Source organism: Pseudovibrio sp. Ad46 (assembly GCF_001623065.1).
Classification (GTDB): Bacteria; Pseudomonadota; Alphaproteobacteria; order Rhizobiales; family Stappiaceae; genus Pseudovibrio.
In genome coordinates, this window is the sequence record NZ_LMCG01000079.1 from 202,453 (window position 1) to 219,333 (window position 16,881).

Here is a 16,881-nt window from a genome sequence, read left to right on the forward strand (position 1 = left end):
GTCTGAAATGCGTTCTTGTTTGGGAGGAGTGTATTTCGCGTAGGACGGACACCTTGTGGTGACGGCGCCGGCACAAAAGGCGAAAAATGTGCTGACGACCGGCAAGTAGAGAGTACGGACGCGAGGCGAGATATGGCGAACACCCCGAAGGCGAAAGCTCCATCGGAAGTGGCTCTGTCAGCGGTAGAAGAAGCCCTTCAGGCTGATTTTGGCGCTCCACAAGAGTCTATTTTATCCAGTGAACAGGAGAGCACCACTGCGGAACCCCCGCAAATGTCTGCTAGCCCTGCAACGGAGTCTGTAACAACAGCTCCTTCCTCTGATAAAAAACTGGCTCAGCTTGTAGAAGAAAATCAAGCTCCGAGACAGGTTCGCAAACGTGGCCGTGGTGGCCGCCCGCCCACAGCAAGTAATGATGACCGCCAGTCCATTGGCTCACTGATGTTTGCTCTGCAACGCAAGCCGTCTGCAGCTCCATTCTGGTTCGCATTTGCAGTCTCCGTTGTCTGGGCCAGCCTTGGCTTGGCGATGTCCTGGGGCTCATTCGCTGCTCAACTTGAAAAATCATCCTCCTTCTCAGGCGTATTTGAAAACCCGACATTGGTTCTCATCTCCGTCTTTATTGTTGTTCCAATCGCATTTGTCTGGGTTATGGCTCTCCTGTTCTGGCGAGCACAGGAAATGCGCAACGTCGCGCGCGGCATGACAGAAGTTGCTCTTCGTCTTGCTGAGCCTGAGGATGTTGCAAAAGAAAGCATCCTGAACGTTGGTCAGGCAATCCGCCGCGAAGCTGCCGCCATGGGCGACGGCATCGAACGCGCGATTGCACGTGCCAGCGAGCTGGAAGTGCTCATTCATAAGGAGGTCTCTTCTCTTGAGAACTCCTATAATGACAACGAACTGAAAATTCGTCGTCTGGTGGAAGAACTTGTCAGCCAGCGTGAAGCCATTCAGGCAAACGCAGAGCTGGTTCGTGAAACCATCTCCGGCTCCCACGAAAATCTTGCATCACAGCTCGCGAACACATCAGAGGAATTCGCCTCCTCTGTTGATCGTGCCCGGGAACGCCTAACCGGTTCGATCGACGCTACGCTTGAGCAGATGACAAGCAAGATCGAAAATCGCGTCACAGAAGCGACCGACAGCTTCACTGAAGCTGGTAGCGAAATGGTCTCCTCGCTGACCGTTCGCTCCGATGATTATGTCGAGCGCCTCACCTCTACCGGCTCTGAGCTGGTTGAAACACTCTCCGACACCGGCTCCAAGCTCTCTGAAACACTTCACGAGCGCGGATCTTCTATCAATGAAGAGTTCTCCTCTACTGCAAACTCCTTCATTGATAACCTGACCGAGCGCGGTACAGACCTCAACACCCGTCTTTCTGAAACCTCAGAAGCACTCGTTGACAATCTGGCAAGCCGCAGCGATGAAATCACGGCATCCCTGTCCTCCACCGGAACTGAAATTGTTGAGGGTCTTTCCACTCGCGGCAATGAAATCAGCGACCTGTTGGCAGAACGTGGCGACGCTCTGAACGCAACACTCGGCGCTGCTGGCGCAGAACTGTCTGCAACCATCACAGACCAGACAGAGGCCATGAAAGGCGTTCTGCAGGCACAGGGTACTGAGCTGACTGCCTCTATCGAAGAGACCGTCTCTTCTGTAACGGCACAGTTTGTTGGAGCAAGCTCTGACCTGACACAAACTCTGGTAACCACATCCGGTGAAGTTGTTGGCCAGATCAGTGCAGCAAACACAGAACTCAACTCCACACTGACCAACGGTCTGTCCGAGTTTACATCCAGCGTTTCGCAAACCAGCGGCGAGCTGGCACAGACACTGGTGATCACCACATCAACCGTCACCGAGCAGCTGACCGAAGCAAATGCGTCCCTCACCGATACGCTCAATGTTTCCGTTCAGTCCATCAGCTCTGCTGCTGAGGGTGCAAGCTCGCAGATTGGTGCTGTTCTTTCAAACGGCGTTACAGAGTTGAGCACAAGCGTCACAAGTGCAAGCTCCGAACTCTCACAAGCTCTGGCAACAACAACCTCCACTGTGACCGATCAGATCAACAGTGCGAACGACACCCTGACAGAAACAATGAACCTTGGCGTTGTTTCCATTAACCAGAGTGTCGAGACCGCAGGTTCCGAGCTGACAACGACACTTCTCACCGCTTCCAGCGAAGTCACTGAGAAGATCACCACAGCAAACGACAACCTGACTGAGACCTTGAAGGGTGGCATCGATACCATCACCCGTACAGTGGATGGCGTTAGCGGCGAACTCTCCCAGTCTCTGGACAGCGGCGTTGAGCTTCTGTCTCAAACGGTTAGCAACACAACCTCTGTTATGGCTGAGACAATGGAAAGCGGCGTAGCTAATCTCAACGAGAGTGTTTACGGCGTATCCGCACAGCTGACAGAAACACTGGACACCAGCGCATCCAACTTCACAGCATCTGTATCCGGCGCGACCGCCAACATCACAGAAGCTCTGGAAGATGGCGTCTCCAGTCTCAGCACCACTGTTTCTGGTGCAAAAGAGCATATCTCCGAGGCTTTGGAGGGCGGCGTTGTCACACTCAGCGAAACCGTCAATGCTGCAGGTTCCCAGATCTCTACGATTATGGACAGCGGTGTGGGCAGCCTGACCGACTCGGTCAAAACTGCAGACACAATCATTTCCGAAACGCTGAACACAGGCGTCGGCAACCTCAGTGAAACCGTCAATGCAGCAAGCTCCCAGATCTCAACGATCATGGACAGCGGTGTGGGCAGCCTGACCGACTCGGTCAAAACTGCAAACACGATCATTTCCGAAACGCTGGATACAGGCGTCGGCAGCCTCAACGAAACCGTCAATTCCGCAAGCACACAAATCTCAACGCTTATGGAAACCGGTGTTGGCAGCTTGAACGAGACTGTAAACACCGCCAATACTCAGCTGACAGATACGCTGAACCTGACAGTCACAACAGTTTCCGATCAGTTCGGCAGTGCAAACGCGCAGCTGCATGAAACGCTCGAAACTTCTATCTCTGGCATCACCAATCACTTCACCTCCGCAAGCACACGTCTTTCCGACGAGATCCTTACCCGTGGTGAAGAAATCAACGCCAACCTGTCTCTTACAAGTGGCCGCCTGATCGATACGATCACAGGCCGCACCGAAGAGATGATGGGTGTCGTTGATGAGCGTGTGACCAATCTGGACACTGCCCTGCGCTCAACCGGCGAACAGGCAGCAGAAGGCATTGCAAACCGTGGTCGCGAGATCAATGAAGCAATCGCTGTTCAGTGCACCGACTTCATCGACACACTGTCCCACCGCTCCACTGAGGTTTCCGAAGTGTTGCGCGGTGCTGGTGAAAGCATCATTGCGGATCTGTCTCTGCGTGGTGGTGACATCGCAACCCGTCTGGATGACACGGCAAACACACTCGGCACCACAATCACAGTTAGCGGCGGCGAGCTGGCTGACCGTCTTGGCAACGTCAGCACTCAGATCTATGAGAGCATCACCATCAACGGTGCTGAGCTGGATCAGCGTCTGGCAGAGCGCGGTGCAGAAGTTGCTGACACCATCAGCAAACAGACATCCGCCTTCAAGACCGCTCTTGAAAGCACAACAACTGACATCACCGGCGCACTTGGCCTGCGCACTGAGGAACTGGCTGACAAACTGGCTGACACCGGTACACAGCTTGCATACCTCATCGGCTCTCGTGGTGAGCGCGTAACAGCTGATCTGACCGAAATCGGCGATCGCATTACCGAAACCCTCGACATCCGTGGTCGCGCTTTGAACGATGGTCTAGCCAGCAAACTGGCAGAACTGGAACAGGTTGTTACCGAAAGCGGTTCCGATCTTGTTCAGTCTCTCGATTTGCGCAGTCAGAACATCGGCGAATCCTTCGACAACCGCATCGAGACACTCGACGCGAAACTCGAAGAACGCACCAACACCTTTGAGCAGAGCTTCGATACACGCGCAGCAGCCCTCACTGAGACCATCGAAAGCCGCACTACCAAGCTGGCAGACGCGGTCGAACAGGGCACTGGCATCATCGCAAGCACTCTGGAAGAGAAAACCCAATCCATCTCCAGAATCCTCGAAGATCGTACCGACATCATTGCGGTCAATCTCTCCGAGCGAGTGGAACAGGTTGGTGTCTCTCTCTCCAATCGTGCAGAGAAGATCGGCGAAATCCTCGCTCAGCGTTCCGAAGCTATCGAAGAGACAATCTCTACAAGCCTGTCCACCTTCGATCAGGCAGTCGGCGACAAGGTCGAAGCAGCTGCAACTGTCATCTCTGACCGTGCAGAACACCTTGCAGACTCTCTGTCCACCGGCACAGAGCGCATCGATCAGGCTCTGGACGCACGCGCCAAGCAGATCTCTGAAACTCTGGTCAGCCGCACCCGCGAGATTGCCAAAGCATTCCACGACGGTCAGACCGAGATCAACGAAGCGCTCGACAGTCGTCTGGAAGAAGCTGGCAGCATCATCGTTCAGCAGTCCAAGAACCTCACCGACGCTCTGTCCGAGCAGGTCGCAGAGATCAACGTTTCTCTTGGCTCCAAAGTGTTCGAAGTTGCAGAAACACTCGACACCCGCTCCAAAGCTCTCGAAACGATCCTCAACGATCGCCTCGAAGCAATCTCCTCCACCATGGGAGACGAGAGCGAGAAGGCAGCAACCACGCTTACAAGCGCAATGGCAGAGGCAACCTCTTCCCTTGGCTCTGAAAGCACCCGTGTTCGCGACCTTATCCTCGAAGTCGTTGGTCAGGCATCCGATCGTCTTGCTCAGGAACGTGACCTCACAACCGAGAAGGTTGTCAGCAGCGTAGAGCAGCTGTCCGGCACACTGAGCAAAGAAGGCGAGCGTCTGCAGGAAATTGTTTCCAACTCCATCGGCGAAGCCCGCAACTCTCTGGAAGGCGAAGGCGAGAAAGCAGCAGCAGCTGTTTCCGATGCCATGGCAACCGTCCGCGGTACGCTCACCAAGGAAGGCGACGAAGTCGCACAGCGCGTTCTCAGCACTGTGGCTCAGGCAGCTAACGCTCTGGCCGTGGAAAGCGAAAACGCCCGCGCCATGTACACCGCAACCCTGGCTGAAATGTCTGGCGCCCTCACCGGCGAAAGCGACAAGGTCCGTGGTGATCTGTCCCAGACTATCGAGCTGGTGACTGGCCGCCTCTCCGCAGAAAGCGAACGCTCCAAGACGATCCTCGCAGAATCTGCAGAAGACGTCCGCAAGCTTCTGGCTGGCGAAACCGACGAAGTTCGTGCTCGCGTCTTCACCACCATCGAAGAAGCAGCAGGCACTCTGTCCACCCGCGTCAAGTCCGTGGCAGACGAGCTGCTGGTTAAAGCCGAGAACCTCAACGATGCCTTCGGCAGCCGCTCTGCTGAGCTTTCAGAGATCATCGGCAAGGACGGCAGCGAGTTGATCACTGCCATCGAAAACCGTGCTCATGACCTCACCACACGCGTCAACGAAGTCCAGAACGCAATTCTGGATGCGGTTGCTGTGAAGGGCCGTGAAGTCTCTGACCGCTTTGCACAGAACGGTCTGCAGGCAACACGCGATTTGGTTGAAGCTGGCGACAAGATTGTGACTGCAATCGATGAGCGCAGCAACATCGCAACAACCCGTCTGGACGACAGCCGCGAGCGTATGCAGGCCGACATGAACGTCCTGCTCAACGCAGTCTCCACAAAGGGTCAGGAAGTTGCAGAGACCGTCACCCGTCAAGGTGCAGTCGCAACCGACGCTCTGACACAAACCATCGACGGCATCGGCAACACCATCGAAGATCGCACCCGGATGGCTGTGAACGTGATGACAGGTACCAAAGAGCGTCTGGAAACAGATGTCTCCGAAATCCTGACACGCCTCAACGCATCCAACGGAAGCCTTCGTCAGATCCTTGCATCCGCAAGTGAGAACCTGTCTGAAGTTGAAACCAACCTCGCAAACCGTGCAGGTGAGTTCAGAACCGCGATCGACCGTGCTGTTACCGAGACTGAAGCAGCAAACGCCACCATCGAGAACCAGGTCGGCCAGCTCCGCAACACAACACATACCGTGCTTGCAGACGCTGCGAAGATCGCGGGCCGCATGGAAGACCAGAACCAGCTTCTCGGTCAGGCCATTGCAGATCTGGAAGCAACCAACACCCATGTTGACAGTCGCTTCACAGACCGCCGTATGGCAATCGAAATGGTTGCAGACACGCTGATCAAGAAAACCTCTGATGTTGAAGTGCTCATGGCGAACTACACCAACACCCTTGGTGATACGCTTGAAGTTGCTGACGACAAGGCCCGCGAAGTTTCCGGCATGCTCCGTGCTGCTGCAGAAGCTGCGACCAAGTCTGTGACTGAGCAGTTCGAAAGCATGCGCATGACCGCTGGTATGGAAGGTCAGAAGGCACGTGATGCAGTTAAAGCTGCCCACGATGATATCCTTCATGACATGAAGTCCACCGTCACTGAGGCATCCGAGCGCTTTACCGATGCAACATCCCGCATGCGTGAAGTTGCCCGTTCAGTGCACCATGAGCTGGAAGCAACCCGCTCTGAACTGAATGCAGGTATTCTGGCTCTGCCGGATGAAGCAGAAGCATCTACCTCTGCACTGCGCCGTATCGTGAGCGAACAGGTGAAGGCACTGGAGGAACTCTCCACAATCGTGTCCCGCCAGTCCTCTCAGTTCGATGTGTCCACGCCAGCTGAACCGGCACGTGCAGTCAATGCAGCTCCGGCAGCAGTGGCAGCGACCAGCCAGTACGCAGCAGCTGAAGCACCAACCCTGCAGCAAGTTGCAGCAACCGGCGCAAAGCCAGCACGTATGGCGCCAAGCCCTCGCCGCATGGAAGCACCAGCTCCACGCGCAAAGCGTCCGCAGCCAACACCAGCGGCTGCACCGCAGGGAAACGGCACATCCAAGGGCTGGATCAGCGACCTGCTCCGCCGCGCTTCAGACGATGAAGACACAATGGGCGGACATCCGCGTGACACAGCAAACGCACGCACCCCGCAGCACATGGTTGAATCCCTCAACTCCCTGAGCATGGACATTGCTCGTGCAGTTGATCATGAAACCTTTGTGGATCTGTGGGAGCGTTACAAGCGTGGCGAACGTGATGTCTTCACCCGTCGCCTGTACACCCTGCAAGGTCAGCAGACCTTCGACGAGATCCGCCAGAAGTACGGTCGCGATCCTGAATTCCGCAGCGCAGTTGAGCGTTACATTCAGGACTTCGAGCAACTCCTGTCTCAGGTCTCCAGAAGCGACAGCGACAATCAGCTCGGTCAGACCTACCTGACCTCTGATACCGGCAAGGTCTACACCATGCTTGCTCACGCAAGTGGCCGCTTCGACTAAGCACTGCTGACATTCAAACTCAAAAAAGGCTCCTGAGATTTTCAGGAGCCTTTTTTGTTAGGCCGACACAATAACACCGGTCTCCGTACTCGTTGCCCTTGCCCCCCCCCCTCATACCTCTCAGATCCTGTGGTCTCCGACCCTAAAACTCTCTCAATCGCATCCTACAACTCGGGGATGTTTGATCCTCAGAGGAAGCGATAGGGTGTGCTTCACAAGAGCAAAGGCGGAAAAGAGCGATGCAGGCAACGTGGCGGCGAAATTCCTTAAAAAGCGCATTGGAACACATCCACTCAATAATGCAGCTGAAGTTCGGGTTCCGGTTGTGGGATGGCACACATGTTCCTGCCAATCCGCCTCAAGCAATTATTGCAATCAATGATCCCGGTGTGATCTCGGCCCTTTTGCGACGCCCCAGGATTGAGACACTTGTTGATGCATGGGTACAAAAGCGGGTCGATATCGAAGGGGTAAACCTCTTTGAGATGGCAGAATTGCGCCCACCCGGAAAAGCAAGCAAGCTCGCCAAAAACCTGAACCGTCGCCTACTCGCAAAAGCAGTCCTGCCCTTTCTGTTCGCCCCCTCAAAACGCCGTGCTAGTTCAGAGGTAAAAGGAGAAGGTGCCCGTGATGGCAGCGAGACCTCAAACAAACGCAATATCGCCCACCACTATGATGTCTCAAATGAGTTCTACGCGTTATTCCTTGATGAACAAATGCTCTACACCTGCGCCTATTTCACGAAGGCCGAAAACACACTGGATCAGGCACAGCGCGACAAGCTGGATATGATCTGCCGAAAGTTGCGACTGGAACCGGGAGACCACCTGTTGGATATCGGATGTGGTTGGGGTGCTCTCATTTGCCATGCTGCAGAGCACTACGGCGTCAAAGCGAAGGGCGTGACCCTTTCTGAGCAGCAAGTCCTGCTGGGTCGCAAAATCATAGCAGAACGTGGCTTGGAAGACCGTGTCTCAATCGAACTGCAGGACTTCTCCAAACTCTCCGGCACTTTCACGAAAATCTCGTCCATCGGCATGTTTGAGCATGTCGGCCTTGCCAATCATGAAGGATACTTCCAAGCCGTCAAGCGTCTGCTGGAGCCGCGCGGGATCTACCTGCACCATGCCATAACAAGACCAGGCAAGCGCACAGAGAAGAAATTCAGGAAAAAGCCTGCCGAATACAAAGCACTGATCCGCTACATCTTTCCCGGTGGAGAGCTCGACCACATCGGCATGAGCCTCCGCAACCTCGAGGCCACAGGCTTTGAAGTGCACGATGTAGAAGGCTGGCGGGAACATTACGCTTACACCACATCCCACTGGGCAACACGGCTTATGTCACGCAAGGAGGAGGCGATCGCTCTGGTGGGAGAAGAAACCTTCAGAATGTGGGCGCTGTATCTGGCAGGAGTCTCACTGGCATTTGAACGCGGTTCCGCACAAATATTCCAGACCGTCGCAACCCGAAAAACAAAAAGCTTCTCCGGGATGCCTCTGACACGGGCCTCCCTGTACAAACGAGAGAATGAGACCTGTTAGCGATCAGATGCCCTATGAACTCGTCAGAAGCGGTTGCGGCAATCAGCTCACCAGAGCAAACGCAATGGCCCACATGACAACAGCGATGACACCATCAAGAACCCGCCAGGAGGCGGGATTTGCAAATATTGGTCTCAGCAAACGGGCGCCATATCCCAGGGAGAAGAAGAACACGAAGGACGCCACGACAGCCCCCATGCCAAAAATGTACTCAGCACCTTCATGGCGACTGGCAACAGACCCGACAAGCAGCACTGTATCCAGATAGACATGTGGGTTCAAAAACGTAAGCGACAACACCACAACAAGTGTACCGACAATCCCTGCTGTTTTGCCCTCATCCGGACTGAGAACCGCCCCTCCTCTGATCGCGGACAAAGCACTGCGAGCACCGTAAAGAGCCAGAAAGCCAGCCCCGCCATACCGTAGAAATGGCTCTAACTCGGGAATTGTCGCAGATATTGCCGCGAGGCTGGATATTCCAACCGTAATCAGAAAGGCATCACTAACAGCACATGTGATGCAGGTCAGGAAAACATGCTCTCCTCGCAAGCCCTGCCTCAGCACAAAAGCGTTTTGTGAGCCAATTGCGAAGATCAAACTAAGACCAAGAGAAAAGCCGGAAAAGGCAACTGATAAGACTGACATTGGGTTTCCTAAGAGAGGAATTGGGAACTCATTGCCAACTTGACTACCTCGCCCTTCATCATTAGTAAAATTCAAATACCTTCTTCTACATTAGAGATTCTAATGGATTTTGACCGAGCACAACTGGCCGCATTCGCATCAATCCTCACCACTGGTACATTTGAGAGAGCAGCACAACACCTCGGCATCACGCAATCCGCAGTATCTCAGCGCCTGAAGGCCCTTGAAGAGAAGCTTGGTTGCGTCCTCATAATACGAGGTACACCATGTGTCACCACCACTCAGGGAGAAGTGCTGCTTCGACACGCTAACGAAGTTGCATTGCTGGAGAAACAGGTCAAAGAGGAAATTGGCTTTTCGAGCGAGGCCAGCAACCTGACCAGCCTCCAGATAGCAGTCAACGCAGACAGCCTTGCCACGTGGTTCATAGATGCACTCGCACAGGTGGATGGTTTTCTGTTCGACCTGAAGATTGACGATCAAGACCACAGCGCAAACTGGTTGCGACGCGGGGAAGTTCAGGCCGCTGTCAGCGCGGAACCTACCCCCATACGCGGATGTGATTGCTTTCCTTTGGGCGCTCTGCGTTACCGGGCGACAGCAAGTCCGGCTTTCGTCAAGCAATGGTTCCCGAAAGGCGTCACCCTTGATGCACTGAAGCTCGCACCTGCGCTCACCTACAACATCAAAGATACGCTACAGACAGAATGGTTGCGCGCAGTATTTGGAGAGAGCATTTTCCCAAACACCCATTGGCTCCCAAGCCCTCAGGCGTTTATCGACGCCACAGTCAATCACATCGGTTGGGGCATGAACCCGAGCATTCTGGTCGATCCACTCATTGAGCAAGGGAAGCTGATTGAGCTGATCCCGGACACGCCATACGACACAAAACTTTTCTGGCATACAAGCCGGGCAACAGCCCACACAATAGCTCCCCTCACAACAGCCATACGCCAGGCAGCAAGATCAGCACTGGCAGACTAAGGCCAGATGTGAGTAGCCTGAACAAGCATCTCTGTTTTCCAGAGCACGATACATACGCCTTGGTACAAATTGTTAAATTGACCCAGAAATCAACATCATAGTAGTTCTCCTTACCTGCGTCAGTGTATCGGGCACACCTCCGCATTGAGCTGAGCAGCTCCTTCTCATCGGGCAACGCAAGGAATGCTGACATGAACTACCCAAACATCGCAATTCTCGGGGCCGGAACAATTGGCATGAGTTGGACAGCGCTGTTTGCAGCCACGGGTCGGCAAGTCACAGTTTATGATCCCTCACCGGAAACAGAAGACCGGGTGACCGCTCTGGTAAAAAATGCCGCAGAAACGCTTGCTGCACTTGGATGGCAACATGCCGGTGACACATCAAAATTACGGTTTACAAACGACCCTGTGGCAGCAGTATCAGACGCCGACTTCATTCAGGAAAGCGTGCCGGAGAGGCTGGAGATCAAACACGGGCTCTACCAGCAGATCGAACCACACCTGAAACCAGAAGTCATCATTGGTAGCTCAACCTCCGGCTTGAAGCTCTCTGAGATGCAGGCAGGATTTAACAATCCAAGTCGCTTCATTCTGGCTCACCCGTTCAATCCACCACACCTCATCCCATTGGTCGAGCTGATGGACAATGAGAAAACGGATGCTGGCGTACTCCAATCAGCAAAAGACTTCTATGAGAGCATTGGCAAAGTTTGCGTACGCCTCAACAAAGAAGTTCCCGGGCACATTGCAAACCGGCTACAGGCAGCAATCTGGCGCGAGACTATTCACCTGGCGATGGAAGGTGTCGCCAGCGTCGAGGATATAGACAAGGCCGTTGCTTACGGCCCCGGCCTCCGTTGGGCCGCTATGGGTCCAAACACACTCTTGCATCTGGGCGGCGGTGAAGGCGGTATCCGTTCGTTCTGTGATCACCTCGGCGGTCCTTTCCAAAGCTGGTGGGACGATCTGGGCGCTCCAAGGATCACACCAGAGGTGGTGGATACACTGGAAGACGGCGTGAAAGCCTCATTGGAAAACACATCCATGCAAGAACTGGCAAAGCACCGAGATGATCTCGTTTTGCAATATGTCTTGTCGGGGCAAACCAAGAAAGAGAGAAGCCCAGCCTAAGCGAAGCTGACATCCAAGCTACCAAGCGCTGGTCCTATGTTCTTTTCCAACCCGTCCCTACCATGAGCACATGCACAACAAAGGAGAGTGTCATGTGCTCATCAACGGGCTCGGCAAAACCAACAATTCTGATCGAGAATGACCGCGTAAAAGTCGCCGAATGGCGGTTCAAACAACGCGGAGATAACACGGGCTGGCATCGTCATGCCTACGACTACATCGTAGTCCCGCTCTTCGATGGCACTCTGGAAATCAATTTAGGCAATGGGGAAACAGTGGAAGCCGCTATGCAAAACGGAGTTCCATACTTCAAAGAGATTGGCGTAGAGCACGATGTCATCAACGCCAACAACTTCGAATGCGCATTCGTCGAAATTGAACTCCTTGAAGCGCGTCGATAAACACCGGATTTGAACCCGCCTACTTCGTCGTCCCTGCGACCTCGATCGCAGCCGGTGCAGCAGCAGCCACTTGCCGCTTGCCTGCGTCCTGCTGGCTGTTCAGTGCAGCGCGTTTGGCAGCGGCCTTTGCGCGGGGGATGCGACCGACAGTGTTGATAGACCAGCTGGTGATCTGGGCAAGCACATTGTCTGAGGCAGCATTAAGTGCCGGAATTGCATCAGTGACCGTATCGCCAGTTGTCGGCACACTCGCCGCAAACACACGCATGCCGATGGAGCGGCCATCCCGGTCATCCACGATGCGTGCAGCCACTTCCACATAAGCTTTGTCACCACCGTCCACCTGCAGCTCAAAAGCCCGCAGAGTGGTTTGCAGTTGGTAGTCGATCAACAACCCCTGCCCCGGTTGCGAAACCCCACGCAGCTTGCCGGTGTTCTCCAGCGTCTCAACGAGCTTCGCCTGAAAGACGCGCGGCAGTGTGTCTGTCCATGCCACCTTCGGGAAGTAGGAGTAAATTGGGCCACCGCCCTGTGTCACAGCAATATTGCTCGTATCCAATGCCTGAAGAGCAACAGGTGTCGCCACAAGCATTTGATAATCAGAGGCACGGACTTTAACAGGAACATCGCGCGGCGCAGTCAAGCCATACAAAGCTTCAGGGCCACTTGCCCCACACCCTGCAAGACCACCCAGCAGAACGGCACCAACAACGATTTTTTTAAGTGTCGAACCGAACACGCCGAGCTCCAGCCTACTGCCATTAGCCACTCGCACGTTTTCGAGTCGCTTATCTACATTTTTGTCAAACATTTCAAAAAACTCAACGCCGCTGCGCACCATTAAAGACAGGTGTGTCCGATCCGCCGAAAATCACACGATTTGGGTTACGGTCGAAATTGTTCACAGCACGTCGAATTTCAATAAGTGTCTGGTTTAACTGCTGCATTGCTGCAGTAAAGTCCTGTCCGCCTTGCTGACTCAGTTTCAACAGGGCAGCAGAGATTGGCTCCGCCCGCAAGGCAAACGCATCTGCAACCTTGCGGATGGAGGCCGCAGCCTCAGTCGCTTCCTTGATAAAGCCTTGCCCATCAGCTGAAACCATACCGTCTACTTTCTCCAAAATCGTGTTCACACGAACGGAGGCAGCGTTCAGGTTTGTCGCAATGCTCTTCGCCTGGTCAATCACTTTGTCGACGTCCGGCACCTTCTTCTTCAGTTCCATGGTCATGTCATTGACGGATTTTGCAGCATTCTGGATTTCATCAATTGCTTTAGCAAGGTCAGGCGTCTTCTCAGCAAGAGTGGTCGCCACCTTGTCAGCCGAAGCAACAATATTGGAGACTTTCGCAGGGTCGATGGCTTCCACAATACCGTTGGTGTTGGAGATCAAAGAATTCGCATTGTCCATGGTCTCACTCAGCTGATCAGAGGCAGCGCTCAGGTTCGTTCCAACTTCACGGGCCGAAACGATCACACTGTCGATCTCTTTATTGCGACCGGCAATGGTATTGCTCACTTCACGAATGTTCGCTGTGGCAGCACCTGCATCATCAATAACTTTTGCGATCACCTGATTTTTGTCAGAAAGCGTTTTGGTCACCGTCTCAACCGAGGTCACGATATTACCGACCTGCTCGGACTTCACCATACTCAGGATACGGTTTGCATTCTTCGTGGTCAGCACAATCTCGTTGGAGGCCGTCTCAGCATTCTTCACGATACGGTCGATGGCGTCTTTATTCTTGGTCAGTTCAACAGTCAGCTGCCGCGCGTTTTCAGCAACAACAGAAGCAGAGGAAAGCATGGTGTTGATATCACCGCGACGCTCAGTCAGCACACCACCAAGATCAGACGCACCTTTCAAAATGCGCTCAACCTCTTCAGGCTTGACGGCTCCAATCACAGCTTCAATCTGATCAAGTTCATCGGAAAGCTCTGTCGTAAAGTTCACCAGCTGATCAGAGGCCAGCTTACCGTTGGCAATGATGTCACCAACACCGTCTGCAGAGGCAGACAGTTTCTTGGTCATGGCCTCAACATTGGTGACGATCTCACCCAGTTTGTCCGGGGGGACATTCGCCAGCAGGTCTTCACCGCGATCAACCAGTTTGCCAATCCGGCCCGAGAGCCCCGTCAGCGCTTTACTTGTCTCAGTTACACCAGCAAGAAAATCATCAACGCCCTTGGCATTGTTTGCCAGCGCTTGGGTAAAGACCTCTACGTTCTTTATGGTCTTTTCCACTTCAGGCCGCGCAGTCATCACCAGCTCATCAATATGCGCCAGCGTGGAATCTGCCTTGCGCATGATGTCTTTGGCACCTTCCAGCAAATCCTCAAACTGGGACCTGCGTGCATACATGACCGGAATAGTATCAGCTGCTTTGGAGAACAGTGCCGGACTGTCAGATGATCCGCCGGACAGATCCACATAAGCCACGCCTGTCAGTCCGGTAAACCCAAGAGACGCAACAGTGTCACGGCGCAGCGGAGCATTGGCATCAACGCGCACAATCGCAACAACAAGCTTAGGGTTTTCAGGATCGTACGTCAGCGCACTCACATCGCCGATCTTGATGCCGTTAAACAGCACCTGACCGCCAATCGGCAGACCCGTCACAGCACCGGGGAAAATGATTTTGATATCACGACGGCTTGAGCGGTCACCCGCACTCAACAGCCAGAACGTAAACAGGAAGGCGATGCCAACAACAGTTAGAACGAATGCACCAATAGCGATATTATTTGCGCGGGTTTCCATGCATCCTCCTCACACCCGTTTGAGGGCACGTGCCCCGCGGAAATAGGACTTAACCCAAGGGTGCTCCACCTGCATCATTTGCTCAATGGTTCCTTCAACCAGAACCCTGCGTTCGCCCAAAACGGCAATACGGTCACAAATACTATGCAGACTATCCAGATCATGGGTCACCATGTAAACCGTAAGCCCCAGAGTTTCTTTCAGTTTTACAATAAGATCATCAAAATCAGCCGCCCCGATCGGATCAAGACCAGAAGTGGGTTCATCCAGGAACAATAAGTCAGGGTCCAGCGACAAGGACCGGGCCAGAGCAGCCCTTTTGATCATGCCGCCAGAAAGCTCGGAGGGCAGCTTGTCAGCCGCATCCAAAGGCAGCCCGACCATCTCAATCTTCAGCAAAGCCAGTTCATCCCGCAAACGCGGCGACAGCTTCAGGTGCTCACGCATCGGCACCTGAATATTCTGCTTCACAGTGAGAGAGGAGAACAATGCTCCCTGCTGGAACAACACCCCCCAGCGCTGCTCAATCTCACGGCGCATGGCATCAGTTGCTTCGTCAAAATCCTGCCCGAACACCTCAATGGAACCGGACCGTCGCGGCGTCAGCCCCAGCACAGCACGCATGAGCACGGATTTGCCCATACCAGACGCACCAACAAAGCCAAGCACTTCACCGCGGTAAACATCCATGTTCAGGTTCTCAAGAACCAGTTTGCTTCCAAAGCCGACCGTAACATCGCGCACCCGAAGCAAAATCTCCCGATCATCAACCGCACGATGACCTGAGCCCAATCCGTTCACCGGTCCTGATTGTCCTTGTCCCATACTGGTTAAAACCCGATAGACGCGAAGAACACAGCAAAAACTCCATCCACCACGATGACCATAAAAATAGCTTTCACAACAGAAACAGTCGTATGACGCCCAAGCGACTCTGAAGAGCCCTCAACTTTCATACCTTCCATACACGCGATAAGCCCGATGATCAGGGCCATAAACGGCGCTTTCACAATGCCAACCATCAATGTGTCAACAGTAACAGCCGCCTGAAGTTGTGCAATGAAAGAATGAGGTACAATGCCCAGATACCACCAACAGGTCAGCCCCGCCCCGAACAACGCCGCGATGTTCGCCAGAAACACGAGGATCGGAAGCGCGATCATCAGCGCCACCAAACGCGGCAGGATCAGCACTTCGGTCACCCGCAGACCGGTCACCTGAAGCGCATCAATCTCTTCCTGCATCTTCATGGAACCTAGCTCTGCCGTGTAAGCAGAACCGGACCGGCCAGCCACCATAATGGCTGTCAGAATAACGCCAATCTCGCGCAGAACCAGAATGCCGGAGAGATCCACCACAAAGATCTCAGCACCAAACTGCTTCAGATAAAACCCGCCCTGCTGCGCAATAATTCCGCCAATCAGAAAGCTCATCAGGCACACAATCGGAACCGCCCCCATGCAGGAGCGCTGAAACTGAACGCCGATGGAAATAGGCCTCAACCGGCTTGGATGCGTCGCGGCGGCTGTGATTGTCGCGGTCAACCCACCCAGCATGGCCAGAATATCGCGCGTATCACGGCCCAGCTGGCGTGTCGCCTCACCCACGGCTTCCAGATAATTGACGAAAGAGTTACCAGAGTGTTCTTCGGTGGGATTGTCGACGTCTTGCCGGTCAACTTCCTTCAGCAGAATGTCAAAACGCTCATCCTCATAGATGAACTTGACCTCTCGCCCCTGTTCGGCTTGCTCCATTTGGAACCGCTGCAGCAACCAGGCACCAGCCGTATCGAGAAAACTAACCGCCTTTAAATCCACGCAAATTACGGAATGGCGCAGTCTGGACGCGGCTTGATTGATGAGTTTTTCGCAAGTAGATCCCTGCCGGATACCCCAAGCACCGGAAGCCGTAAGCAAAAGTAACGCCCCGTCTTCAGCAGTTACCAGGTCCGGCGCATCCATTTTATCAGTCAGCTTCATCACGGGACCCTGCGCCCTATAATCCAAAA

At 54.0% G+C, this 16,881-nt stretch carries 10 protein-coding genes; 5 read left to right on the forward strand and 5 right to left on the reverse strand.

Annotation, left to right across the window (positions count from 1 at the left end; genetic code table 11):
- Positions 1-132 precede the first annotated feature (132 nt).
- Positions 133-7,401, forward strand: a complete 7,269-nt coding sequence (locus PsAD46_RS23150; RefSeq protein ID WP_063307951.1) for a hypothetical protein — start codon at positions 133-135, stop codon at positions 7,399-7,401.
- Between the two features lie 239 nt (positions 7,402-7,640).
- Entirely contained in the window at positions 7,641-8,945 is a 1,305-nt protein-coding gene (locus tag PsAD46_RS23155) for a class I SAM-dependent methyltransferase (RefSeq protein ID WP_063292797.1), read from the forward strand.
- 42 nt (positions 8,946-8,987) lie between these two features.
- Here PsAD46_RS23155 and PsAD46_RS23160 read toward each other — a convergent pair whose 3' ends face one another.
- A complete protein-coding gene (locus PsAD46_RS23160; protein WP_063292798.1) occupies positions 8,988-9,593 on the reverse strand; it encodes a LysE/ArgO family amino acid transporter in 606 nt (201 codons plus the stop codon).
- A gap of 102 nt (positions 9,594-9,695) precedes the next feature.
- On the opposite strand from PsAD46_RS23160, the gene PsAD46_RS23165 reads away from it, so the two are divergent.
- From PsAD46_RS23165 to PsAD46_RS23175, 3 genes are all read left to right on the forward strand, one after another.
- Positions 9,696-10,580 (forward strand): LysR family transcriptional regulator ArgP, encoded by an 885-nt coding sequence (locus PsAD46_RS23165; RefSeq protein ID WP_063307952.1) that lies wholly within the window; start codon positions 9,696-9,698, stop codon positions 10,578-10,580.
- Between the two features lie 191 nt (positions 10,581-10,771).
- Positions 10,772-11,713 (forward strand): 3-hydroxyacyl-CoA dehydrogenase NAD-binding domain-containing protein, encoded by a 942-nt coding sequence (locus tag PsAD46_RS23170; RefSeq protein WP_063289626.1) that lies wholly within the window; start codon positions 10,772-10,774, stop codon positions 11,711-11,713.
- A 92-nt stretch (positions 11,714-11,805) separates the two neighbouring features.
- Positions 11,806-12,114, forward strand: a complete 309-nt coding sequence (locus PsAD46_RS23175) for a cupin domain-containing protein (protein WP_063292800.1) — start codon at positions 11,806-11,808, stop codon at positions 12,112-12,114.
- Positions 12,115-12,133: 19 nt separating this feature from the next.
- On the opposite strand, the gene PsAD46_RS23180 is transcribed toward PsAD46_RS23175, so the two are convergent.
- From PsAD46_RS23180 to PsAD46_RS23195, 4 genes are read right to left on the reverse strand one after another with little or no spacing between them, the layout of a single operon-like run.
- Positions 12,134-12,925: an ABC-type transport auxiliary lipoprotein family protein gene (locus tag PsAD46_RS23180; RefSeq protein WP_208981987.1), complete on the reverse strand. Its 792-nt coding sequence runs from the start codon at positions 12,923-12,925 to the stop codon at positions 12,134-12,136.
- Positions 12,926-12,935: 10 nt separating this feature from the next.
- Complete coding sequence (locus tag PsAD46_RS23185) at positions 12,936-14,873, reverse strand: MlaD family protein (protein ID WP_057462650.1); 1,938 nt, start codon at positions 14,871-14,873, stop codon at positions 12,936-12,938.
- Between the two features lie 9 nt (positions 14,874-14,882).
- Positions 14,883-15,698, reverse strand: a complete 816-nt coding sequence (locus tag PsAD46_RS23190) for an ABC transporter ATP-binding protein (RefSeq protein WP_063289629.1) — start codon at positions 15,696-15,698, stop codon at positions 14,883-14,885.
- 5 nt (positions 15,699-15,703) lie between these two features.
- Positions 15,704-16,852, reverse strand: a complete 1,149-nt coding sequence (locus tag PsAD46_RS23195) for an ABC transporter permease (protein WP_057462652.1) — start codon at positions 16,850-16,852, stop codon at positions 15,704-15,706.
- Positions 16,853-16,881: the final 29 nt, after the last annotated feature.

Coding starts and splice junctions, on each gene's coding strand:
- PsAD46_RS23160 (WP_063292798.1), bottom strand. CDS start 9,593: ATGTCAGTCTTATCAGTTGCCTTTTCCGGCTTTTCTCTTGGTCTTAGT.
- PsAD46_RS23165 (WP_063307952.1), top strand. CDS start 9,696: ATGGATTTTGACCGAGCACAACTGGCCGCATTCGCATCAATCCTCACC.
- PsAD46_RS23180 (WP_208981987.1), bottom strand. CDS start 12,925: ATGTTTGACAAAAATGTAGATAAGCGACTCGAAAACGTGCGAGTGGCT.
- PsAD46_RS23190 (WP_063289629.1), bottom strand. CDS start 15,698: ATGGGACAAGGACAATCAGGACCGGTGAACGGATTGGGCTCAGGTCAT.
- PsAD46_RS23150 (WP_063307951.1), top strand. CDS start 133: ATGGCGAACACCCCGAAGGCGAAAGCTCCATCGGAAGTGGCTCTGTCA.
- PsAD46_RS23175 (WP_063292800.1), top strand. CDS start 11,806: ATGTGCTCATCAACGGGCTCGGCAAAACCAACAATTCTGATCGAGAAT.
- PsAD46_RS23170 (WP_063289626.1), top strand. CDS start 10,772: ATGAACTACCCAAACATCGCAATTCTCGGGGCCGGAACAATTGGCATG.
- PsAD46_RS23195 (WP_057462652.1), bottom strand. CDS start 16,852: ATGAAGCTGACTGATAAAATGGATGCGCCGGACCTGGTAACTGCTGAA.
- PsAD46_RS23155 (WP_063292797.1), top strand. CDS start 7,641: ATGCAGGCAACGTGGCGGCGAAATTCCTTAAAAAGCGCATTGGAACAC.
- PsAD46_RS23185 (WP_057462650.1), bottom strand. CDS start 14,873: ATGGAAACCCGCGCAAATAATATCGCTATTGGTGCATTCGTTCTAACT.